This window comes from bacterium, assembly GCA_030699905.1.
GTDB lineage: Bacteria > Patescibacteriota > Minisyncoccia > Phycocordibacterales.
This window is the reverse complement of sequence record JAUYKQ010000010.1, coordinates 49,201-72,772: the sequence shown is the minus strand read 5'-3', so window position 1 is coordinate 72,772 and position 23,572 is coordinate 49,201. Positions and strand designations below refer to the sequence as shown.

The 23,572-nt window shown below is 40.9% G+C and carries 25 protein-coding genes; 16 read left to right on the top strand and 9 right to left on the bottom strand.

Annotated elements, in window-relative coordinates:
* On the bottom strand, positions 1 to 1,332 hold the full coding sequence (locus Q8P86_01705; GenBank protein MDP3996391.1) for a DUF4147 domain-containing protein: 1,332 nt from the start codon (positions 1,330 to 1,332) through the stop codon (positions 1 to 3).
* On the bottom strand, positions 1,329 to 2,042 hold the full coding sequence (locus Q8P86_01700; protein ID MDP3996390.1) for a phosphocholine cytidylyltransferase family protein: 714 nt from the start codon (positions 2,040 to 2,042) through the stop codon (positions 1,329 to 1,331). Before Q8P86_01700 ends, Q8P86_01705 begins: the two co-directional genes overlap by 4 nt.
* A 183-nt stretch (positions 2,043 to 2,225) precedes the next feature.
* On the opposite strand from Q8P86_01700, the gene Q8P86_01695 reads away from it, so the two are divergent.
* From Q8P86_01695 to Q8P86_01630, 14 genes are all read left to right on the top strand, one after another.
* On the top strand, positions 2,226 to 2,654 hold the full coding sequence (locus tag Q8P86_01695) for a hypothetical protein (GenBank protein ID MDP3996389.1): 429 nt from the start codon (positions 2,226 to 2,228) through the stop codon (positions 2,652 to 2,654).
* A 1-nt stretch (position 2,655) separates the two neighbouring features.
* Positions 2,656 to 3,399: a class I SAM-dependent methyltransferase gene (locus tag Q8P86_01690; protein MDP3996388.1), complete on the top strand. Its 744-nt coding sequence runs from the start codon at positions 2,656 to 2,658 to the stop codon at positions 3,397 to 3,399.
* 4 nt (positions 3,400 to 3,403) lie between these two features.
* Positions 3,404 to 4,327 (top strand): hypothetical protein, encoded by a 924-nt coding sequence (locus tag Q8P86_01685; GenBank protein MDP3996387.1) that lies wholly within the window; start codon positions 3,404 to 3,406, stop codon positions 4,325 to 4,327.
* Positions 4,324 to 5,433 (top strand): DegT/DnrJ/EryC1/StrS family aminotransferase, encoded by a 1,110-nt coding sequence (locus tag Q8P86_01680; GenBank protein ID MDP3996386.1) that lies wholly within the window; start codon positions 4,324 to 4,326, stop codon positions 5,431 to 5,433. The genes Q8P86_01685 and Q8P86_01680 overlap by 4 nt, the downstream gene beginning before the upstream one ends.
* Entirely contained in the window at positions 5,430 to 6,662 is a 1,233-nt protein-coding gene (locus Q8P86_01675) for a glycosyltransferase (GenBank protein ID MDP3996385.1), read from the top strand. The genes Q8P86_01680 and Q8P86_01675 overlap by 4 nt, the downstream gene beginning before the upstream one ends.
* A 235-nt stretch (positions 6,663 to 6,897) precedes the next feature.
* Positions 6,898 to 7,596, top strand: coding sequence for a CmcI family methyltransferase (locus Q8P86_01670; protein MDP3996384.1), 699 nt, complete (start codon positions 6,898 to 6,900; stop codon positions 7,594 to 7,596).
* A gap of 3 nt (positions 7,597 to 7,599) precedes the next feature.
* Complete coding sequence (locus Q8P86_01665) at positions 7,600 to 8,493, top strand: glycosyltransferase family 2 protein (protein ID MDP3996383.1); 894 nt, start codon at positions 7,600 to 7,602, stop codon at positions 8,491 to 8,493.
* Positions 8,490 to 9,365, top strand: a complete 876-nt coding sequence (locus tag Q8P86_01660) for an alpha-1,2-fucosyltransferase (protein ID MDP3996382.1) — start codon at positions 8,490 to 8,492, stop codon at positions 9,363 to 9,365. The genes Q8P86_01665 and Q8P86_01660 overlap by 4 nt, the downstream gene beginning before the upstream one ends.
* A gap of 37 nt (positions 9,366 to 9,402) precedes the next feature.
* A complete protein-coding gene (asnB, locus tag Q8P86_01655) occupies positions 9,403 to 11,154 on the top strand; it encodes an asparagine synthase (glutamine-hydrolyzing) (protein MDP3996381.1) in 1,752 nt (583 codons plus the stop codon).
* Positions 11,151 to 12,326, top strand: a complete 1,176-nt coding sequence (locus Q8P86_01650; protein ID MDP3996380.1) for a glycosyltransferase — start codon at positions 11,151 to 11,153, stop codon at positions 12,324 to 12,326. The genes asnB and Q8P86_01650 overlap by 4 nt, the downstream gene beginning before the upstream one ends.
* Before the next feature lie 6 nt (positions 12,327 to 12,332).
* On the top strand, positions 12,333 to 13,199 hold the full coding sequence (locus Q8P86_01645) for a glycosyltransferase family 2 protein (GenBank protein MDP3996379.1): 867 nt from the start codon (positions 12,333 to 12,335) through the stop codon (positions 13,197 to 13,199).
* A gap of 79 nt (positions 13,200 to 13,278) precedes the next feature.
* Positions 13,279 to 14,184, top strand: coding sequence for a glycosyltransferase family 2 protein (locus Q8P86_01640; protein MDP3996378.1), 906 nt, complete (start codon positions 13,279 to 13,281; stop codon positions 14,182 to 14,184).
* 12 nt (positions 14,185 to 14,196) lie between these two features.
* Entirely contained in the window at positions 14,197 to 14,970 is a 774-nt protein-coding gene (locus tag Q8P86_01635) for a DUF268 domain-containing protein (GenBank protein MDP3996377.1), read from the top strand.
* Entirely contained in the window at positions 14,967 to 15,908 is a 942-nt protein-coding gene (locus Q8P86_01630; GenBank protein MDP3996376.1) for a hypothetical protein, read from the top strand. Before Q8P86_01635 ends, Q8P86_01630 begins: the two co-directional genes overlap by 4 nt.
* Here Q8P86_01630 and Q8P86_01625 read toward each other — a convergent pair.
* The 3 genes from Q8P86_01625 to Q8P86_01615 form a co-directional block, all read right to left on the bottom strand.
* The gene (locus Q8P86_01625; GenBank protein ID MDP3996375.1) at positions 15,905 to 16,867 is read right to left on the bottom strand and encodes an NAD-dependent epimerase/dehydratase family protein; all 963 of its coding nucleotides are present in this window, start codon (positions 16,865 to 16,867) and stop codon (positions 15,905 to 15,907) included. The genes Q8P86_01630 and Q8P86_01625 overlap by 4 nt on opposite strands.
* Positions 16,868 to 16,954: 87 nt before the next feature.
* The gene (locus tag Q8P86_01620; protein ID MDP3996374.1) at positions 16,955 to 17,452 is read right to left on the bottom strand and encodes an NUDIX domain-containing protein; all 498 of its coding nucleotides are present in this window, start codon (positions 17,450 to 17,452) and stop codon (positions 16,955 to 16,957) included.
* Positions 17,453 to 17,681: 229 nt separating this feature from the next.
* On the bottom strand, positions 17,682 to 18,209 hold the full coding sequence (locus Q8P86_01615) for a YdcF family protein (GenBank protein ID MDP3996373.1): 528 nt from the start codon (positions 18,207 to 18,209) through the stop codon (positions 17,682 to 17,684).
* A gap of 158 nt (positions 18,210 to 18,367) precedes the next feature.
* Here Q8P86_01615 and Q8P86_01610 point away from each other — a divergent pair, with 158 nt between their 5' ends.
* Complete coding sequence (locus Q8P86_01610) at positions 18,368 to 19,279, top strand: hypothetical protein (GenBank protein ID MDP3996372.1); 912 nt, start codon at positions 18,368 to 18,370, stop codon at positions 19,277 to 19,279.
* Positions 19,272 to 20,651, top strand: coding sequence for a hypothetical protein (locus tag Q8P86_01605; protein ID MDP3996371.1), 1,380 nt, complete (start codon positions 19,272 to 19,274; stop codon positions 20,649 to 20,651). The genes Q8P86_01610 and Q8P86_01605 overlap by 8 nt, the downstream gene beginning before the upstream one ends.
* Before the next feature lies 1 nt (position 20,652).
* On the opposite strand, the gene Q8P86_01600 is transcribed toward Q8P86_01605, so the two are convergent.
* Genes Q8P86_01600 through Q8P86_01585 form a run of 4 tightly spaced genes read right to left on the bottom strand, consistent with a single transcriptional unit; the run spans position 20,653 to position 23,572 of the window.
* Positions 20,653 to 21,411 (bottom strand): methyltransferase domain-containing protein, encoded by a 759-nt coding sequence (locus tag Q8P86_01600; protein ID MDP3996370.1) that lies wholly within the window; start codon positions 21,409 to 21,411, stop codon positions 20,653 to 20,655.
* Positions 21,412 to 21,421: 10 nt separating this feature from the next.
* Positions 21,422 to 22,132: a glycosyltransferase family 2 protein gene (locus Q8P86_01595; protein MDP3996369.1), complete on the bottom strand. Its 711-nt coding sequence runs from the start codon at positions 22,130 to 22,132 to the stop codon at positions 21,422 to 21,424.
* The gene (locus Q8P86_01590; protein ID MDP3996368.1) at positions 22,125 to 22,844 is read right to left on the bottom strand and encodes a glycosyltransferase family 2 protein; all 720 of its coding nucleotides are present in this window, start codon (positions 22,842 to 22,844) and stop codon (positions 22,125 to 22,127) included. Before Q8P86_01590 ends, Q8P86_01595 begins: the two co-directional genes overlap by 8 nt.
* On the bottom strand, positions 22,841 to 23,572 hold the full coding sequence (locus Q8P86_01585) for an FkbM family methyltransferase (GenBank protein MDP3996367.1): 732 nt from the start codon (positions 23,570 to 23,572) through the stop codon (positions 22,841 to 22,843). The genes Q8P86_01590 and Q8P86_01585 overlap by 4 nt, the downstream gene beginning before the upstream one ends.

Sequence of the window (23,572 nt, the reverse complement as noted above, 5' to 3'; positions counted from 1 at the left end):
TTATTCCTGCAAATATATATGAATATCTCCGACATTGGTACCCGTACTCTCCATCCGTATCAATGTACCAAGCTTATCATGTATATAATAGCTGTCGCTCTTGTCCAAAAAAGATCCCGGTGAAATGTTTTCAAAGATGGCTTTTCTTGCCGTTTGATTGTCTATAATAGCTCCTCCGATGCCTTTGATGTAGTCTTGACCGTCCGAATCCAATGAGGCAAAAACCGAGGTCCTGTCGCTTGAAAGCTCTCCTATCAAACGAGCCGCAAGTTCTTGATTCCTGCCCCCTCTGCCGTTACCGCGAAGGGCTACAGCCATCTCACTTGAAGCTATGATGGCGTATTTTTTAGCACGCTTTCGCACATCGCGAATCTTACGGGCAAACATTCTGGTTACGAATTCCGTACTTCCGATCACAGGAGGCAGTATCAAAGTTTCAAAACCAAAACTTCTGGCTTTTCCCGCCATAGCATCTAACGCCATCTTATTATTTACTATATCGTAATTATATACATTAGACCAAAAAAGTTCCTGCGAATCGGGAGTTTCTTCCTCATGCCTGTTTTTGCCCCGGACAATGTGAGAGATAATAGAATCCGGTACATCTTCAAGAAGGCCGTATTTTGTAAGAACATCATAAGCATCGTCATACGTTGAATCATCCGGCATCGTGGGACCCGCGGCGCATACATCCGCAGGATTCACCACATCGGAAACCATAAGTCCAATAACTTTTGCTGGCTGGATAAGCTTGGCCAGTCTACCCCCTTTCATCTTTGAAACATGCTTGCGTACATGCTGGATACTATATGTGGGAACCCCGGCCTCAAAAAGAAGCTTGGTCATTTGCTGCTTTTCTAAAAGAGAAACGCCATCTACGGGATGAGGCATGAGAACCGACCCTCCTCCTGAAATCAAACAGACCACAATATCTCCTTTTTTCGCATTCTTTGCGATCTCGCAAATTTTTTTAGCACCCCTGTATCCTCGTTCATTAGGTATCGGAATGGAGGCTTCGTTGACGATTATTTTTTTTAAAGGAAAAGAACGAGGAGCATTGACATATCCTTCCCTGATTTTTTGAACACCAGCGATATCTTCAAAAGTACCGGCCATGATTGCGGCAGCCTTCCCCGATCCGATAACATATAAATTGCCGGAAAAAGAATGTTTCTCTCCGAATACTGAAATAGATCCGTCAGAGACAGAGATATTGTTGTACATTTCATTCTCCGGTAATACTCTTTCTATGCCTGAGTGTAAAATTTCCAGAGCAAGCTTACGCAAGTTTGTTCTGTTGAGCGCAGTTGTTTCCTTTGAAAAAAAAGTCATATGAGGAGTGAAATACTTTTCTCAGCATCTTTAAGATCGCTTTCTTCATCGATCTCAAACCATATATTTTTTTTGACAGGCAAAGCGTATAGAGGCCTCCGCTGAATTACATTGCGTATTGCCATTTCTATCTGCATCGGTTCACTGCTGCTTTTAACGAGCTTTTCCATTTCGGCAAAATATAATGAAGATCCTTCTTTGCTCCATTTGTAAATGCCGATGGCCCGCGCATTGCCGTCTTTCAAATCTCGCGACATGGCTGTAATAGTGCAATTTTCAACTCTTGATTTCATGGATAAAGGGGCGAGCTCTAAAGAGTCGTCCACTACGCAGACATCGGGATGTTTGTAAGAAACAAGTTCCTTAAACATAGAATGCTGAGTGATAACATCGGCATTTAAGAACACAAAACCGTCTTTGCAATATTCACGAGCTTTGAAAAGGGAATGCAGGTTGTCCGTCGTAGTATATTTATCATTCAATAGGTATGTGATCCGGCATCCTTCGTATTCATTGCCGATTTCTTCCTTAAACTTTTCCGCGAGATATCCAGTCACGATTCCAACCTCGTTAATACCGGCTTTTTTCAAATTAGACAGTGTATAATGTATAATCGGTTTACCCCCTACGAACACAAGAGGTTTGGGACGTTTTTCCGTATAAGGTCTTAGGCGTTTACCCTCTCCCGCCGCCACAATAACAGCTTTCATAGAAATATAGTATCATATTAGTGACAAAAATCAATTTTTGTAGTAGAAAGGAAAAGTAGCAGATAAGACCCTTTTAAAGCCGAGCAGCTGCAAGGACTTAGACCGTAGGAATAGCATAGTGGTCATGTTAAATTCATTTGATGAAATTTACGGGGGTTCTTATGATAAACAGCACATAAAAAAATGATTGAAAAGATAATACATCGCAATCGGCTTATTGCAGTCATCCTAAGAAGCAATTTTGAACAAGATGGTGTCACATTTTTTACTGACAATGATTCTTCTCAACAATTGGGTTATATGAATAGACCCGAAGGATACACGATACCTCCACACAGGCACAATCTGGTAGAGAAAAAAATAACATCGACACAAGAAACATTGTTTATAAAATCAGGAAATGTTAGGGTTGATTTTTACGATGAAGAGCAAAACTATCTTGAAAGCAGAGTTCTTTTAAAAGGTGATGTCGTACTCCTTTCCGCCGGCGGCCATGGCTTTAAAATGCTGGAACCCAGTGAGATAATAGAAGTTAAACAGGGGCCTTATATGGAAGACGAGGATAAAGTAAGGTTTAGTCCAGTGAAAGAATCGAAAGTGAAAATTAAATAACATGTCAAAAAATTTTCAAACATATTCAAAATATTACAATCTGCTTTATGGCGACAAAGATTATAACGCAGAGGCAAACTATGTATCAAAGAAAATCAGGACATTTGCCCCTAAAGCAGAATCTGTTTTGGAATTTGGCTCTGGTACAGGTGGCCACGGTTTGCTTTTGCAAAAAAATGGATTTCAGGTTTTTGGCTTGGATAAAAGCGAATACATGGCGGCAGAAGCGAAAAAAAAGGGATTGGAGTGCCAGGTCGCGGATATCAGCAATTTCAAATTAAAGGGAAAATATGACGCTGTTGTTTCGCTTTTCCACGTAATAAGCTACCTGACCGACAATAAAGACCTGATTGCCACATTTTTTAACGCCCATAAGCATTTAAATAATGGGGGTGTTTTCTTGTTTGATGTTTGGTACTCCCCTGCTGTATATAAACAAAAAGCATCACACAGAGTAAAACGGATGAAAAATAAAGAAATAGCTGTAACGCGAACAGCTACACCGAAAATAGACGGCAATAGAAATGTGATAAATGTGGAATATAAAATTTTAGTTAAAGATCTTATTACAAAAAAAACGAACCGGCTATTGGAAAATCATCCAATGAGGCACTTTAGTATTCCTGAAATAGGCCTGTTGGCAAAACTTACCGGTTTTGAAATGGTGAAAGCTGAAGAATTTTTGACTGGTAAAAAACCGTCCGACAACACTTGGGGCGTTTGTTTTGTCTTAAAAAAAATATAAACGTATGAAAACCGTGAAAAAATTGATGCATAAAATACTGGGCATACTGGCATCTAAAATAGTAAAGATAACCGAGAGTAACGAAAACGAAATGATGATCTTGGGCAGAATAGCCTCAAATCAAATCCATCTGCAAAAAGATAGGATTATTGAAAATATCCAGAACGCCGAGTTTAAAGTTTTTTCGCAATTTGGCGATGACGGAATCATACAGTTTTTAGTTGATTATTTGAGTATCCAAGATAAAACGTTTATTGAGTTTGGAGTTGGAGATTACCGCGAAAGCAACACTCGCTTTTTAATGACGAACAACAACTGGAAAGGGTTGGTTATGGACAGCTCAAAGGAAAATCTGAATAAAATTCTTAATTCTGAATACTACTGGAAATACGACCTAACCGCGAAAGAGCTATTTGTAGACCAAGATAATATAAACAACTTCATCAAAAAAAGCGGTTTTGCCGGCAAACTCGGCATTTTGCACATTGATATTGACGGCATTGATTATTGGATTTGGAAAAAAATAAACGTAATAGATCCCATTGTAGTTATCATGGAGTATAACTCTGTTTTTGGACCAGAAAATCCCTGGGTTGTTCCTTACGACAAAAATTTCAACCGAACGTCTGCTCACTACAGCAATTTATATTGGGGCAGTTCTATTTCATCGTTGTGCGATTTGGCAGATCAAAAAGGCTACAGCTTTATAGGGACTAACAGCGCCGGTAATAACGCCTATTTTGTGAAAAAAGAAAGACGAAAAGAATTAAAACCTTTGACCGCAAAAGACGGCTATACTTTGAGCAAATATAGAGAAAGCCGAGATTTAAAAGGTGAGTTGAACTATGTGTCTGACAAACACCGGCTAATTACCATCAAAGGATGTGAGGTTTACAACACAAGAACTAATCAAAAAGAAAAAATATGATACCCGTAAACACACCACTACTTAACGGTAACGAAAAGAAATATCTCTTGGAGTGCATACGCACAGGATGGGTATCCTCAGAGGGTCCGCTTGTTAAAAAGTTTGAAGAAAAATTTTCTCAATATGTGGGGCGTGATTTCGGGGTGGCGGTTTCAAGCGGTTCGGGAGCTTTAGATATTGCCGTAAAGGCACTGAAAATAGGAGACGGGGACGAGGTCATCATGCCGACCCTTACCATTATCTCCCCTGCTCAATCTGTCGTGAGGGCGGGTGCCAAGCCCGTACTCATAGACTCTAATCCAGAAACTCTGAATATGGACGTGACTCAAATAGAAGCTAAGATAACACGAAAAACAAAAGCGGTTTTGGTCGTACACCTCTATGGATTACCTGTAGATATGGATCCGGTTTTAGAACTATGCAAAAAATACAAGCTGTACCTTATCGAAGACGCCGCTGAAATGCACGGGCAAACATACAAGGGTAAAAAGTGTGGTTCGTTTGGCGATATCAGTATTTTTAGTTTTTATCCGAACAAGCTCCTTACTACCGGCGAGGGTGGCATGATTATGGCGAATGATCCGAAACTGGCCAACCGATGTCGAAAACTTCGAGACATCGCATTTGAACCAAAAGAGAAAAGAAGATTCGTTCACCATGAATTGGGCTGGAACTACAGAATGACAAATATGCAGGCCGCGCTTGGTCTGGCCCAACTTGAAAAGGTCAATGAGCATATTGTTAAGAAAAGAAAGATAGGAAGCACTTACCAAAAAGGGCTTGAGAAAATGGAGGGATTCCAGCTTCCTCTGGAAAAAACGGAGTATGCCAAAAATATTTATTGGGTTTTCACTTTAGTGGCAAATACCCAAAAGTTATGCGAAAATGCTATAGCCAAATTGAATGACGCGGGCATAGGTACACGGCCCTTCTTTTGGTGCATGCACGAACAGCCGGTCTTTAAAAGTATGGGTTTATTTAGGGACGAAAAATATCCGGTAGCCGAAAAGCTCTCTAGAAATGGGTTTTATATACCAAGTGGACTAGGTTTGAAGCCAAAAGACATCAAAGAGGTAATAAGAAACGTAAGAAAAATTAGTTTATGAAAAAATTAAGAGTTGGAATTTGGCTAGACAGCAGTGTGAATCCCCGATCGGGAGGAGGGTATAGTTATCTTAACGAGCTATCAGAAGCCCTGGCTAAATATCCCTTTAAAGACGCAGAGGTAGTTTTTTTGAGCGATAAAGAAAACATTTTTAGTCAACTGGGACATAAGACAATAACATGGGAACCCCGAAAAGTCGCTATATTAAAAAAATTACTAAAGATAACAATAACCTTAAACCCCTTTAACCTAAACCCATTACTCAGAGTTTTTAAAAAAACAATAGAACGAAAAATAAATAAAAACGATCAAAAGCTCCAGAAGGACATATATCGGCATGCAGATATTGTCTACTATTTGACCCCCGGTGTCGTACATCACAATATTTCCTACATTTACACATTTTGGGACGTTGGGCACATTAGCTCATACGCCTTCCCGGAATTCACTAAAGATATAATTTTTGAAAAACGTACGGCCCATTATGATGTAATACCTCGCAAAGCATTGATGGTATTCACTGAGTCAGAGGCGGGTAAAAAAGAATGTGAAAAATATTTAAACATCAAGGAAGATAAGATTAAAGTCGTCCCGATTTTTCCATCCGGAGTGGTTGTTCCGAAATGCAAATCCTCTAAACCTGAAAGAATGGCAGAGGATGACTTCTTTATACATTATTCAGCGCAATACTGGGCGCATAAAAATCACTACAATCTATTAGTGGCAATGTGTTCAGTGGTAAAAATGTTCCCTAAAATAAAACTGGTTCTGACCGGATCTGACAAAGGTAACAAGAAGTACATACTAAAAACTATTACTGACCTGAAACTGGAAAATAATGTGATTGATTTGGGATTTGTCTCACTGGAAGAATTGCGTTGGCTCTACAACAAATCTCAAGGTCTGGTCATGCCGACGTTGCTGGGACCAACCAACATGCCTCTTCTTGAGGCAGCGGAGTTGGATTGTCCGGTAGCTTGTACCAACTTACCGGGACACGTTGAACAACTAGGAAATTACGGTTATTACTTTGACGGATTAGACCCTGACGACATAGCCAATCAAATTATGCTGATGCTAAATGACAAAAAAGATGGCAAAGTAAAAAAATATTATGACAGTAAATTTAACATCAATAACGCACTTAAAGCCATTGATGAGGCCTTCAGCACACTAAAACGGATAAGATCCTGTTGGGGTGGCGATTATGAGACCAAGGATGGTTTATAAGCGACGTAGAGCGAGAGGAGTGAAAAGTGCTTTGACTTTTCACTCCCGAGCCGAGGAGCTTATATAGTATGTCTATATAAGCGATCGTTATGCGAGAGGAGTGAAAAGTGCTTTGACTTTTCACTCCCGAGCCCCGTTAGAAGCAAAGCTTCTAACGGGGCGAGCCGAGGAGCTTATATGGTCCCCAGAGGATCTGCCCCGAGGGACTATATAAAAACTATAAATCCTGAATTTTATGAAACAGATACTAAGAAAATTTTTGCCGGATAAAGTGTTTTTTATTTATCGGTTACTAAAAAAACAATTCATGTTTGCTCCGAAAAATGAGCAGATATATTTTGACACGAACTCCATCTACTCGGGACATTTTGAGGTTACTTACAGAGGAATTCCAGCTCTTAAATGCCCTTTTGATTATGTAATTTACCAGATGATAATTTGTTCCGTAAAGCCGGACCTTGTTATTGATATCGGAACAAACATAGGTGGAGGGACCCTGTATATGGCAGACATCATGGAAACACTGGGACATGGAACCATTCACACTATAGACATAAAAAAACAATCAGACGAATCACTGGCGCGGCATCCGAGAATTAAACTGTTCACAGAAGGATGGGAGAAATATGATATCAAGGAAACCAAAGGATTTTCTAAAGTGCTCGTAATAGAGGACGGATCTCATATGTATGAAGATACTATTGGAGCCCTTCGCAAATTCGCCCCGCTCGTTTCAATCGGTTCCTATTTTATCGTGGAAGACGGTATTGTAAATTATCTGTCCAAAGAAAAGGGATTTAATGGAGGTCCTCTTAGGGCGATTAGAGAGTTTTTAAATTCTGACAGCAATTTTGAAGTTGATATAAAATATTGCGATATGTTCGGTAAGAACGCGACATTCAATGTTAACGGATACTTAAAAAGGGTCAAATAACTTATGTCAAAAGTATTTATAGGAATGCCTGTATATAACGGAGAAGCGACTATGCGACAAGCCATAGAGTCCCTTCTTGGTCAGTCGTTTAGGGACATTACCCTTTTCATATCCAATGACGCGTCCAAAGACACTACGGAAAAAATATGCATGGAATACATGAGAAGAGACGCGCGAGTGAAATACTGCAAACAAGAAAAAAATCTGGGAATGTTTCCCAACTTAAAATTTGTAATGGACCAAGCAGATACGCCATATTTCATGTGGGCCTCTCACGATGACATCTGGGAAAAGGACTTTATCAAAGTGTGCGTTGAAAATATAGAAAAAAGAAACGTTGATGTCGCGCAAACAGTCGTCGCGGACGTGGATTCTTACGGCAGAAATTTACGAGAAATGACGGAATTCACAAAGTTTTCCGGAAAACCGGGGATAAGGCAGGTAACGAAATATGTTCTCCAGCCGGAAATATTGGGAAAAAACCACTTTATGTACGCCCTTTTCAAAACCGAAGTCGTACGAAAAGCGTGGGAAATCTATCCGCAAAAAAGAGAGTGGGGTTCGGATTATCATTTCAGTTTGGCGGTTGTGAGTCGTTTTAAGGTCTATGTGGATTCGCGAGTGCTTTTCAAAAAAAGGCACGGCGGATTTTCAAGTCCCAATTCAACCAAAAATGACAGCGTAAGCTCGGTGAAAAGAATAATCATAAAAGACCCGAAAAACCACATGTTCCCTTATGGCCGGTTTGACACCTACTTCAAAAGCCATATGGAAGCCCTGAAAGGAACTTCGTACCGCCCTCTATGCGCCCTCTTGCTCCTAATCCGTCTTCCGCGAGCTTTTTTCATTCACATGAAGCAGAGAAATTACAGAAAGTTTTTAAAAAAATTCGTATGATAATGGTTAAACTAATGGGAGGTCTCGGCAATCAGATGTTTCAGTATGCAACGGCGCGAAGAGTGGCGAAAGTAAACAAGGCCGAGCTTAAACTTGATTTGAGTTTTTTCAGTGGAGGTGGAAATTCCACCGTGCGGTCATTTTCGCTTGATAAATTTAACATAACGGGAGACAATGCCTCGAAAAAGGATATCCGACGTTTCAAGATATATAAGAAAAGTAATATCAGATATTTCAGATTTATATACAACAGAATGGTCGCCGACAGCTCCATTTATATAACAGAGAAGGGATTCGGTTTTAATCCTCACGTACTTGAATTAAAGGACGATGTGTACATGGATGGGTATTGGCAGAGCGAAAAATATTTCAAAGACATTGAAGAGACGATTCGGAGGGAATTTACACTAAAGGAAATCCCTCCAGAAATGTCGCAGAGGATTGAAGAGATCGCTTCATCTGATTCGGTATCGATCCATATACGGAGAGGAGATTATGTTTCAAATCCCGAACTTTTAAAAAATTACGGGTTATGTTCCGCAGAATATTACAATAAAGCCGTAAACGAGATCGGCAAAAAATATCCTAACCCGAAATTCTATGTATTCTCGGATGACACTGATTGGGTGAAGAATAATTTGCATTTCTTAAATAGCCCCGTATTTGCATCTGACTTTTCGCTTAGCGACTTTGAAGAGATGATACTAATGACGAAGTGTAAAAGTAATATTATTGCAAATTCTAGTTTTAGCTGGTGGGGTGCGTGGTTAAATGAAAATGCAAATAAGACCGTAATTGCTCCTAAAAAATGGTTTTTAGATAAGACGACTGAACCAGCAGATATTATTCCCCATAGTTGGTTAAAACTTTAAATCAATCTTAAACTTTCGACTTTATGGACTAATCTATATGTGTGGAATTATCGCAATAGTAAAAAAATCGTCGGATTGTCGCATAAATACAAATGCAATGATTGCTTCTCTTGAAAAAAGAGGGCCGGACGATAAAGGCATATTGGAATTCCCCAACTGTATTTTGGGGCAAACTCGTCTCTCCATAATAGACCTCTCCGGCGGGCATCAGCCGATGCGCGACAATAAGCGAAATATCGCCATAAGTTTCAACGGAGAAATATACAATTACAAAGAACTGAAAATGGATTTTCAAACGAAAGGTTACATTTTTAGCACCAACTCCGACACTGAAGTAATCCTCAAAGCATATCAGGAATACGGAACCGACTGCCCGAAATATTTGGATGGCATGTTCGCTTTTGCAATTTGGGACGAAGGAAAGCAGAAGCTTTTCATGGCTCGCGATCGTTTCGGAAAGAAGCCCATTTATTACGCCTACGATGATTCAAATAACCTCTTGGTAGCATCGGAAATAAAAGCCCTTTTTGCATCCGGAAAGATTAAGGGCGAGATATCACCTGAAGCCATAGACGACTACCTCACCCTCATGTATATTCCGCCGTGGAAGACGGTTTATAAAAACATCTTCACACTCTCCCCTGCCGAATACGCCGTATACGAAAACGGCAAGCTTCAAAAAAGTAGATACTGGCAACCGGAGCAGAGACCCTTGGATATTACTTACGAAGACGCCAAAGAAGAAATAAAAAAACTTTTTACCGAAGCGGTTAGGAAAAGAATGGTGGCTGATGTGGAAATTGGAAGCTTTTTATCGGGAGGAGTTGATTCAACTATGGTGACGGCATACGCTCAAAAATTTTCACCTTTACCGATTAAAACTTTCTCCTTGGGATACGGGTCGCACCGAAACGAATTGCCATACGCCAAAGAAGCATCTGACAAAATAGGCACAGACCATTTCACTCTCCAAGCCAGCGAAGACCAGATTGACGTCTTAAAAGATTGTTTGAAATACCTTGACGAACCTCACGCGGATTCATCTCTCTTTCCTCAATCCCTCCTTTCTAAATTCGCTTCGGAGAGGGTCAAGGTCGCCCTCTCCGGAGACGGCGCGGACGAACTATTCATGGGATACGGCTGGTATCAGAAGCACTGGCACCTTTCGTGGAAAAAACACACTTTCCAAAAACTGTTTCTTAGCCCATTTAAAGGATACTTGAAAAACATATCTATTTTCACTCCCGGGGAGATAAGAAAACTTCGCGGACAGAAAAGTTCGTCGGATTTCAATCTCAAAAGTTTCGAGGGTTTGAATGATATTGAAAAGATAAATCTTTTTGATTTGTCCGTGTATCTTCCCGGACAGCTTTTAACCAAGATAGACAGGATGAGCATGATGCACGGACTTGAGGTACGCTCCCCTTTTCTTGATTATAAACTGGCTGAATTCGTGTATAATCTGCCGATAGAGTACAAGATGAACAAAAACGAAAACAAAATCATTTTGAAGGAAATCCTCGCTGAAATCATGCCGAAAGAATTTGTCTATCGGCGAAAACAAGGTTTTGGCGCGCCGGTTGAAGAATGGTTGCGTACAAAGGAACTGAAAACGCTTATTCTGGAAAAATTCGGGAACACGGCGCATGTGTATGAATTTCTTGAAAAAGAAGCCGTGCGAGAGATTGTTTCCCTTTTTTACAGTAAAAAAAACAAGGGTATGTATTACAAGGTCTGGGTACTTTTCTGTCTTGAGCTATGGCTGGAATCCCATCAAACAAATATATGACAAATATATTGGGACGGTATATAACCGCATATAAAAACAAAATCACGAATAAGGCCTTTGGGCTTGTTTCTCTCCATACCCCGGAAAATAAAAAAGGGGTAGTATTGCTTTCTTTTATAACAGGCCCCTTTATCCAAGCGCCGGGAGAATACTTTACCGACCCGCATCCGAATTATTGGACATGTTTAGAAATCGCAAAACTTTTCCTGGATCGGGGATACGATGTTGATGTTACAAACTGGGACGACTTTAGGTTCGTCCCGAGAAAAAAATACGCTGTTTGTATAGACATGCAGTATAATCTTGAAAGATTATCGCGTTACCTTCCCAAAGAATGCAAAAAAGTTATGTTTCTCGTGGCCTCTCATCCTTCATTCCAAAACGAAGCTGAGGCAAAAAGATTGAGGAATTTTGAGAAAAGGCGGGGGGTAACCCTCCCGGCCAAACGAACAGACCCCATGACCAGCGACCCGTCTGTCGCGGACTTCATCCTGGGATACGGCAACAAGACCGTGCATGGTACATACGAAAAATTTGGAAAAGAAATACTAAAAGTCCCCGTGCCGGCAATGGACATATACGAGTTTCCGGAAAATAAAGATTTCAATAAGGCCAGAAAGAACTTCTTATGGTTCGGAGGAGGCGGAGCGATATTGAAGGGTCTCGATCTCGTTGTAGAGACATTCGCTTCCCTCCCCCATCTAAATCTCTCCGTCGTGGGACCATCCGCGTTTGAGAAAGAATTTGAGAGAATATATGCGCGCGAGCTTTCTCTGCCGAATATAAAACGCTATAGCCGACCCAAAATCATGAAAGACGGAAAAATCATGACTGACGGCATCAACATTTTAGACATCTTCAACAAATGTGGCGCGACCGTATACATGTCAGCTTCCGAAGGCGGTGGCGGAGCTACCGTACACGCCATGCAGGCGGGCATCTTCCCTATCGTAACGCGAAATACAGGCATCTATGAGGAAGCTCCGAGCAAGGTTATAGACGAACCTTCAATAGAAAATATCGCTGAAGCGGTAGAGGACTTTTCAACTCTTCCACCGAAGGAGGTCAAAAAGCTCTCTCGCGAAGTGTGGTCGTTCGCGAGGAAAAACCACACGAAAGAAGCGTTTAGCAGGACATTTGCCGGCTTTATTGATAATATTCTTAAATTATAGATCCAAATGACGCTAGGCGATAAAAACCAGCCCCTTATATCGGTCATTATTCCGGCGCATAATTCTTCTGCGACGATAGAAGGCGCCATACGGAGTATGCTGAATCAGACCTATAAAAATCTGGAAATTATCGTTATTGATGACAACAGCGAAGACAGCACAAAAGAGGTTGTAGAAAAATTCAAAGGATTGGGAAATGTCTTTTATTACCCCCTTAGGTATGACGACCCGGAGAGATTCAATGAGCAAGGCAGAAACATAAACGCGGGCTGGATTGCCAGAAATTACGGATTTGAAAAAGCTCAAGGCCAATGGATTACTTTCCAAGACGCAGACGATGTCTCGCTCTTAAACAGGATCGAAACCGAATATGAATTGGCATTAAAATACGATTCAAACCATGTGTGTATCGACTGGCAAAAATTCGACCCTTCCCTTTCTGGCAAAAAACTTGATTTCGAAAGAATTTTAAAAGATCATCCTGATGCCGTTATGAACCCGAAGGAAATAGAGAAGCTTAGACAGCGGACAAAAGGAATCGCCATGTCACTATTTGGGAACTTACACTCTCTCGTCCCTTTCCGCATAAAACAGCTCAGATTTATAAACAAACTTTTCTTCAGATCCCTTGACCCATACCCCTGCGCGGGGAACAGTCCCCTTTTCAAACGAGAAATTTTGGAAAAAGTGAAATTTAGGAAAAGAGACCATCGTGTTTGGCCGACATTTGTCGGGCGTGGCGCTGATCGTGATTTCAATTTCCAAGTCGCAGAAACATTTAAGAAGAGCTTTGCTTTCAAAATCCCCCTTTATCTCTGGCGAGTCAAAAATCAAAATGAAAAGTACGACGAATACGAAAAATATCTGACATGAACGCCCACTCTTCGCAACTTCTTTTATTCGCATGTCCCATTTGTAAGGGTATCTGCCACTATTTATAAGCGCATCTACCATGAAATTCAGTATCGTCACCCCCGTTTATAACGGCCAAAAATACATAGCCGAGACCATTGAGAGCGTCCTTTCCCAAGAGGGCGATTTTGAGATTGAATACATCATAGAAGACGGCGGTTCAACTGACGGCACGACCGAAATCATAAAGTCATACGCGGAGAAAGTGTCTTCCGGTTCTTTCCCTTTGAAATGCCGAGGGGTTAGCTTAAAATGGACTTCTGAAAAAGACAGAGGAATGTATGACGCCATAAACAAAGGGTTTACAAAAGCCACGGGAGACATTTACGCGTGGATAAATTCCGATGACACATACCTGCCGGAAGCGTTTGCCAAAATTTCAGCCGTTTTTTCCCATTTTGCCGAAGTATCATGGCTTAAAGGCATTACTTCGTTTCGCTTTGAAGACGAGAACAAAGACGAGCCGGGCATATGTTATATTTATAACCGCAAGTGGATAGCAAAAGGAATATACGGAAGATACACCTATTTTATTCATCAGGATAGCGTTTTCTGGAGACGAGAGCTTTGGCGGAAAATCGGAAGTGTTCCCGATAAATACAAGCTCGCCGGAGATTACTACCTATGGATAGAGTTCGCCAAACGGGCTAAACTGTGGTCGCTAAACTCCACTGTCAGCCGGTTTAGAAAGAACAAAGGACAACTCACGGACAACATGAAAAAGTACAGAGACGAACAGTCGGACATATCAAAAAAGGGCGGAATCTTGCCTTTTTTTGTAAAATTGTTCTTTTACGGCAAATCAAAACTCGGATGGAAAATTTTTGACCCCGTTTTCAGTTTTTTGTACACACTGATGTTCCCGAACAGAAACAAGTTTTTTATTGAATTAAACGAAAAGAAAGCTTATCAAATCAAGAAAACCGATTCATACATCGCGAGATAGCTATTCATAAACATGAAAACACCGAGGCGAACATTAAAAAAGATTTCTTTTCTGAAGTTTATTGTCATTATTTTCCAAACATTCAAAGGACAATATGGTACTTTTCAGAAATGTCGAACTCTTTTGATTTTTTTTGGTGATTATCGGAAATACAAAAATATAAAACCAAATAACAATTTCACCTTAAAGACGGAGGACTTGTATCCGCGTATTTTTGACAAAACGGACATCACTCCTCTTGCCCCCGTGTATTTTTTCCAGAATTCCTGGTGCGCCAAAAAAATTTTTGAAAACAAACCGGAGAGGCACTTTGATATCGGTTCGGACGCCAAAATGATGGGCATCATCTCGCAGTTCACGCCGACAACCATGATAGACATAAGACCACTGCCCTTTTCAATGCAGGGACTCTCCTTCACGAAAGGAGACCTTTTAGACCTCCCTTTTGAAAACGGCAGTATAAAATCACTAAGTTCAATATGCGTCATAGAACACGTTGGGCTCGGACGATACGGAGACCCGCTTGACTCTTTCGGTTCGGAAAAATCGGTAAAAGAGCTTTCCAGAGTTCTCGCGGAAGGCGGAAACTTGTATGTTTCGGTTCCGGTTGACCGCGACAATATCACGTATTTCAACGCCCACAGGGCTTTTAGGCGCGACTATGTATTGGAAATATTCTCGTCCTTGAAATTAGCAGAGGAGATGTATATTTACGGAGATAAAATGACCGCTCAATACGACAAATCAAAAGGATTTGGCACGGGGTTGTATCATTTTCAAAAATGAAACGGAAAAAAACAATAATACTTTGGCATGGCGGAGGCGAGCTGGGAAACCAGCTTTGGAATTTTGCAAGTATTTATGCTTACTGTTTGGAACACGACCGTGAATGCCTAAACTATTCTTTTTTCCAATACGGAGAGTTTTTCAACATGCCGGTCGGAAATAAGTTTATAAAAACGCTTTTCTTCTCCCCTTTCAAATCATATAGGAAAAGAAGAAACGGCCTGCGTGTTAAAATAGCGAAATTGATTTATAAGATAATTTACCTGAAACCGATTGAGATTATGTTTTCGCAAAAAGTTGTCTCATCCGAAAACTTGGAAAGCAAAACGTATTGCCTCCCGCCGACGCAAAGACCGCCGGAACTTTTTAGAAAAGAGGAGGACAGCGATGTCGTTTACATGGTTGGCTGGCTTTTTAGAAATCCGGAAGGGTTAAGAAAATTCAGAAAAGAACTGCTTGATGTTTTTGCGCCGAAAAAAGAAATCATGAATCGGACGGAAGAAATATTACGACCCTTGCGTTTAAAATACAACAACATAGTAGGAGTCCACATACGGCAAGGCGACTATGCTTTTTTCAAGAGCGGAGAATATTTTATTGAACAAAAAAGAGTCAGAGAAATTCTTGATGAGTACATGCGAGAGAATAACATAGATGAAAGCAACACGCTTTTTGTGATAACGTCCGATGGCGCGGTCCAAAGCAAATTCTTCAATGGATTGAATGTTTATATTTCGAAAGAGGATGCCGTGACCGACCTTTTCCTTTTAGCAAAAACCCGGACAATTATAGGTTCCGACTCCAGTTTCGGCGCTTTTGCTTCATGGTACGGAAATATCCCCCACATCATCTTCAAAAAAGATAAAATGGACTGGCAATACTATAGCGACAAGAATTCCTACTTTGAGAACAAATACTGCACTTTAGTGAATTATTAATAAGTCGACTTTATGGACTTCTTATACTCTTCGGATATCGCCCACTCTATATATTTGTCTATGCCGTCCCAAACTGAAACCTTTGGAGAATAGCCAAAGCTTTTGGCGAAAGATATGTCGGAAGGAAAACGCAGGACTTCCCCCGGCCTTTCCGGACCGTGGACCACCTTGACGCCGAAACGTTTCGCGATATATTCCGCGATATCCTTAATCTTGGTGTTTTGACCGCTTGCAAAGTTGATAGCTTTGCCTTTGAGGGCCTCGCCGTTATTCAATACAATATCGTAGGCCTGTATTATGTCGCTCACGTGAGTATAATCTCTCGTGGATTCCCCTGTTCCGAAAATGACCAAATCTTCTCCTCTCATGGCATTTGCCACCAAAATCGGGATGAGAGCTCCGAAGCGTCCGCTTTTTTGCCTTTCTCCAAACAAGTTAAATGGTCTGACAATAGTTATATCCACTCCGAATGATTTGAAATACGAGTAACTTATTCTATCGGCGGCCACTTTGGAAGCGGCGTAAGGACTGTTTGGACGAAGCTCCGCCGTCTCGTCAAGAAGCTCGCTGTCTTTCAAGTCATGGCCGTCTCCGTAAACTTCGCAGGTAGAAGTAAGTATCAAACGATTACCGTTTTTTTTAACCGCCTCCAAAACGTTGTATGTGCCTAAAATATTGCCGTGGAAAAAAACCATAGGGTCTTCTTTCAGCGACTCGTCAACATTTATATGAGCAGCCAAATGGAATACGACATCTTGGCCTCTGACGCTTTTATCCACTATCTCTTTATCGGTTATGCTTCCCCAGATAAGATCTATCTTGTCTTTCACTTGAGACAAGTTGGCTTTGGAGGCCTCCGAATATGTATTCAAAACTGAAATATCGTGACCTTTTGATATGAGGTATTCGGTCAAATGACTGCCCTGAAAACCTCCCCCTCCCGTGATAAGAATTTTCATAATTCTTTCAGAATAGCATATTGCGATTTCAAATAAAAGCGGCAGGAAAACTCTCGTTTTCCTGCCGCTTGAAAAATGTATCAGGTTTTATAACCCTCCTCGTCCCATCCTTGCAAGGATCTCTTTTACCAGCACCCTGTGGTGCTTGAGAGTGTCGTTTGGCAACCTATTTACCTCAAAAAAATCGCCAGGACCACCGTAGTCCTTGACCATGCGACAAGAGAAAAGAAGCGAGATTAAGTGTCTGACTCCGATCTTCCTTTTGACTTCCAACCAACCGTGATTCTCCGGCCAAGTTACGCTGGAATTGTCTTCCAACTCCAACTCGTCCGTAAGGAGTCGTTGTATCGCTCCTTTGACATCTTCGTTGTCCCTGACCACAGTACCCGGCATATGCCACCCCTTGAACTCCTCATCTTCCCTGTAGTGCAGTAGAATTCGTCCCATTCCCTTGTCAAAGACCGCCAATTCAACCGGCACTGTGATTATTTTTTTCACAAGCGCGTGGAAAACATCATGGGGCAAAGGCCATTCCATTTTTTCTATAAGTTTGGCCAATTCCGCTTCCTCACCTTTTGTTAACATGCTATACCCTTTCTTGGTTCGTTGTTTACCTAACTTTTTACATGATACCACTTTAAAAAACCTTGCCAAGATTCGTTAACTTTTTTCACAATGGATGACAGGAATAAAGATTGGAGTAAAAAAAGCGTGACAAAAGCAGTTAACAATATTTTATTTTACTGGAATCATAGTATTAGGAAGACAAAAAAACTGACCTCGCATGATAGTATGCCGATCAGTTTTGAATGGCTCAAATGAAAAATGAGCGTCGTCTTCTATTCCATTGAGCAATGAAGCATTTGCCTCTCGGATCCAATAGATGAACAAGAAGCATCGCCCATTCCAGAGTGAAATCTTTCAGATTCACCCAATACCACATCGGTATTACGCTGGCGACACAATCCCTATATCCAAACCGCAAGGTTGCCCAAAACCGTAGGGCGTGTTGCCAATGAGTGACTATCGTGATTTCAGCGTCTCGGTCACTCTCTATAAAAGCAAGCGAGAAGGCGATGTTTTCAAAGGTGTCTTTTGACATACCTTCGCACAGTATAACTTCCCCAGAGATGCCACGTTCTTTAAGCCACGAGAACATGAGAAAAGCCATTGATAATGTCTGCACGTCCGGAGGAAAACATATCCCTCCTGAGACAATTATCCTGTCAAACCCTCCACTTTTCCAGAGAGAAATTCCCCTCTTGAGACGTCTCTCCGTGGTCGTGCCGGACAACTTGTCACGTCTCGCGACTTCGCACGATGGGATCAGTAGGTATTTCATAATCAAAATATTTTTAAGAGCTTATCCTGAAAACACGAAGTTGTAGCACAAAAGATAGCTGGCCACAATCCACTTCTGATAAGAGTACCATCTTAATAACTATTGTCAATAGCACCTTGTCATGACAGCTCCGACAAAAAAGGTTACTATTTACAACAATGAAAACCGCAGGAAAATTTTCGGCTTTTTTTATTCAAAATATTCATTTTTTTATTTTGGGTGGCGCTTTTTTACTGTCCTCCTTCGCACTCGCGGTCGTCCTTAATTTTGACATGTCAAGGTTGGAACTTTTCGGCCCAACCGCCAAAATATATTTCGCAGGCATAAAAAACGGCCTTATACTATCCGTCATTATATCACTCATCGCTTTTGGTTCTTTTTTATTTTTCCAAAAAAAGTTACGGCAAATTTTGGAAAATTTAAAGCGTTTTTTTGAATCATTAAGCAACGCGAAACAAAACACGCTGATTCTCTTAATCTGTCTTCTGTTTGTATTCTTAAGCCACGGCGGAAACATTCTAAACGGCTACTTTAACATGGACGATTTTGAAATTGTCGGCCTCAATCATTCCCTGCCTTTTTCCGAGTCAATTCTTCTGCCTCACGGCAACGACCACGTCCTCCTTCTCTTTATTGCCGAAATGAAAGCTCTTGACCTTTTATTCGGACTAAATCCGCTTCCCTACAACATTTTCTTTTTCGTACTTTTCGCTCTCATTCCCTTTTTCACTTATCTAACTTTCAAACGACTGGGGTTTGAACTCTCAAGTTTTTTCATTTTCTTAATCATCTTTGCCGGCGCCTCCGGCTGGACGGAGATATTTACCGGTTTTTACATAATGACCGTTTACCCGCAAGTGCTTTTATTTTTTTCCATAGCGACGTGGAGTTATCTCGCTTGGCTTGACTCGCGGGAAAAAAAATATATGACTATTTTTGCCACTGCTTTGATGTGTTCATTATTAGTGGACACGTCCGGCATCTGGACCATACCGACCATTATCATATTTATGATTGCTGTAAAAAGTTTCAAAGACGGAAACCCACGCACACATAACATACATGAATAAATTTCTTAAAGAAAACAAAATACCTCTCGCCTTAGTAACCGCGGTTGCCGTGCTATATGCTTTGTTTTTCTTTATCACATTTACCGTCATACAGCCGGGAACATTTCTGACGTCGCTTGATGGAGGCATATTGGAAACAGATTCTTCCATACAAAGAAAAGAGAACTGGAGACCTGTTCCTCTGGCAAGGAACTTTTCTTCATTGTTCGCTTCCGGCGTTTCCCTTTCCGCTTTTGCTCCAGATATGGAAAAAATAGCGGCCCACCCAGCCGTAGTGAAAAGCGCGGAAAAACTGTGGCCGACTTTAGAGATTTTGATTTTGTTACTGAATGGAGCTTTGCTGTGGCTTGTCCATAAATACTCGTCCAAGAAAGAACATTATATAACCGCTTACCTCCTTTTGGGAATATTTATTTCAATTTTGATGGTGATATTGGCTCGGCCGGACCACAACACTGTGCCGGATTTTGACTACAGATATGCCGGACCGCCGTACTATTTTTATTCCATATTTTTGACCCTCGGAGCTTTGTGGTTTATAAGAGCAAAAAAAGAAACTGCCGGAAAAGTTGTCATCGCGACAATAATCGTCATATTGGCTCTTCAGCAAGTTTTTTCATTCCATTCTTTAAGGTTAAAGGAAGAATCCGTCCAAAGAAAGGAGGCCGTCCTCAAACTGGAAGACACTTTAATCAAAGAACTGGCCGCTCTTTCCCAAAACGGCGAACCTGTAACAATTCCGAACCTCACCGGAGCGCATATTTTTCAAGGAATGCCCGGATACACTTTGGCCGACTACATTTGGTTCTTCGGGACAGATACGCCGATTGCACTTGCGCAAAACGAATTTATGCCTCCGGATGTCAAGACCAAAACCGTAAAAACGGTCTCAAGCGTTAGAGATTCAACCAACCCCGAGTTTTTAAGGCTTCTGGGAAAAGAAGGGTCCGCGATCAGAACATATTACACGTCTCCTGTTCGCCTTAGAATGGAAGCGTCTCCCCCTGAAGATTCACAAGAAAGCTTCAGGAGTGACCATGTCAAAGGTAACGTGCTTATAAAGTCCGGTGAATTTGATCCTGAGGAACTCACCACGGTGGAATTTGTGCTCACCACTGATAATGTCTCTGGTAATATAGAACTTTCTTTTAGCTATAATAATGATTTTGAAACGACGGGAGAAGCCGGAAAAATAAGGGTGGACGACTACACCGCGTACCTAACGAATGCTGACAAACGACTTTATAAGATAACGATAAACCTTCTTCAAATCTATACATACTCACTTTCTTCAAAAGTATCCGAACTAACTCTACATATCCCAGATAGTAAAAATTCTTCCGTAAGTAATCTCATCATAAAAGAACAATGAACTAAAACAGATCTCCAGATTTTTCTGACTTTTTACATACCGACAATATAGAAACTCCGAAAGGAAAACTAATTTTTTTTAGAAGAATTCTTTCCAAATTAAAAATAGCAAAAAACAATTTATTCAAAAATACATTGTTGATATCAAAATCAGATTCTCTATTCCTTAGATTCAACGCCCTGCTCAACAGGCGAACAGCCGCAATCGGAAAAAAAAGAAAACTATTAAAGTATGTTGTCCTGAATGGTAAAATACATCCGGATTTCTTAATCACCGTAAGCAGAGAGCTCTCGGTATATCTTCTATAATGATGCGCCACTTCATCCTGAACCCCCCACAAAAACATATAAGCAGGAACCATAACGATGAGGACTCCACCGGGTTTTAAGACTCTTTCAATCTCTTTCATCGACAACTTTTCATTCTCTAAATGCTCCAATACATCAAGAGCCGTTACGACATCAAATACGTTATCCGGAAAATCTATCTTGTCCGAGGCCATGACTTTAATATTTTTAATACCTTCTGAATTTCCAAACCTAATCGCTTCTCTTGAAACATCTACACCAAATGCTTTGTAACCCTCGGAAGATAATTCTTCCACGAGAATCCCGGAACCGCATCCGAAATCAAGGATTTTACTCTCTTTATTTTTTTCAAGTACGTTATGAAGGACGTCAAAAACAACGCGCCGACGCACTTTCATCAACCAATGCTCTTTCTCAATCTTAAAGTAGGTTTTATAGAATTTTTCTCTCATTGACAAATTTTTACAGCAAGCCCAGTCTAAGCTTTATCATGTCTGTGATTGTATGGAAAATAACACTCGGCTTTGAACCGATAGCTATCCCAACCTTCCTTTCATAATGAGTCACCGGGAATTGCTTTATTTTGAAACCCGTACGCTTGGCTTTTATCATCATTTCGGCATCAATGAAAGCCCCACGAGGATTGCTTTTAATCTCCAAATTTTCTATAACCTTTCTCTTAAATATTTTCATTGAACAGTTTATATCCCGAAAAGCGGTGAAAAAAAGCAAAGATATTAAAAAATTGTGCGTCCATGACTGAAACTTCCTAAAGGGAGAAACCGCTTTTTTTATGGCGTATCCGGCTATGACGTCATTGCTCTCAAGCAAATGCAAACCGGGTTCAAAATCAAAAACGTTGTATTGATTGTCGCCATCCGTATACATTACATAATCATATTGCGATATTTCAAAACCCTCCTTAAGAGTCGCCGAGTAACCGGCGTTTTTTTCATGATGAATAACGCGTACATGAGGGAAACGTTTGGCCAAATCTTTTGCCACTTGAAAAGTGTTGTCCGGACTGCCGTCCTCAATTATCAAAATCTCGTATTTCAAAGCGTTTTTCTCCAAAAAATCCGAGACGACTGGAATAAGGTCGGGAAGGTTTTTCTCCTCCCTATAGGCCGGACAGAAAAAAGAAACGGAACTTAGTTTGTTTTGGCTATTCATTTTTTTTACCAAACTTATGCGAAATCCACAAACGCAAAATTTTAAAGATAATCTGCACTCCGTGGATATAGCTTATTTTTTTACCTTGACCCTTGTCTCTTGGATTATAAGTAACAGGCACCTCAATGACTTTATAGCCGTCCTTCAAAAGATTTACAAGGAAAATCATTTCGGAGTCAAAACCTCCCCCTTGAAAATAACCGAAAGTTCGGCGAGGAAAAAGCTTGTAACACATGAGAGCGTCCGAAAAAGAAGAGCCGTAAAGAAAGTTGATAAGAGTGGTTATGGACAGAGAACCAAGTCGCGACAAAGACCAGTCCTTCTGGTTGCCGTAAAACATCTCACGAGAACCCATGACAGCTGTTTTTTCTTGAGGCGATTTCTGAAGAGCTTCAAGAAGCAGAGCTATCTCCGCGGGATCACACTCAAGGTCGGCATCCTGAATGACGGCAAAATCTCCAGAAGCTTTTTTCAACCCTTCCTTCACGGCGCTCCCTTTCCCACCGTTTTTGGACATGTGAACGGCTTTTATCCTCGTGGAAAAACTGTCAATCACCGCTTTTGTTCCGTCTGAAGAACCGTCATTTACGGCGATAACTTCTTTTTGCCAACCAACGGGAAATGGCGCGGCTAAAACCTTTTCAATTACTTTGCCGACCGTCTTTTCTTCGTTCCACGCCGGTATTATTATTGAAAGTTTTTTATTTGTCATTTTTTTTTGATTTCCGCCAAATAATTTGACGTTAAAAATATTTCATTTCTCTCCTCGTACCGATTTATTTCCCTAAGTCCCCCACCGGTTATCCTGTAAATTTTATAACGTTTAGAGAGTAACCGCCAGAAGTCCTGAAAGAAAGTTTTGGAATCAATGTTACAACCGCCAAATTCAAATTGGATAAAGTCAATATTCCCAAACATCTCTTTCGCTCCCTCAAGAACACGAAGTTCGTGCCCCTCAACGTCAAGTTTGAGAAGGTGTATTCTGGAGATTTTTCTTCCGGCGCAAAAACCTGAAACGGTGCCGAGTTCCACGTCCTCCTGTTTGGCAAGCTCCAAGTTAAAGTGTTCCAAATTCCGATTGTAAAGAGAAGCCAGTCCTTTTTTGTCTTTGTTCCCGTAAATAGGTCCGACTCCCGCCTTGTCGCTTAGTCCCAGTTTGAAAACATTCGTAAATTCTTTTGAGAGTTTGGCAAAAAGCTCTTTTTGCGGTTCAAAAAGATAAAGGTCAGCTTCAGGAAAGATGTCTAAAACCGCCCTGGAATATTCACCGACATTTGCTCCCACGTCAAAAACCACCATCTTGCCCGACCCGGAGAGCGACAGACGGCTTTTGACATAACTCAAAGCGCGTAATTCGCCGTTTGCGCGCATATCCGGATTTCCGAATCCGAGAAGAAAAAGAATTTTGTTGTGCAATTTTTCCAAAAATCTGTACCACAT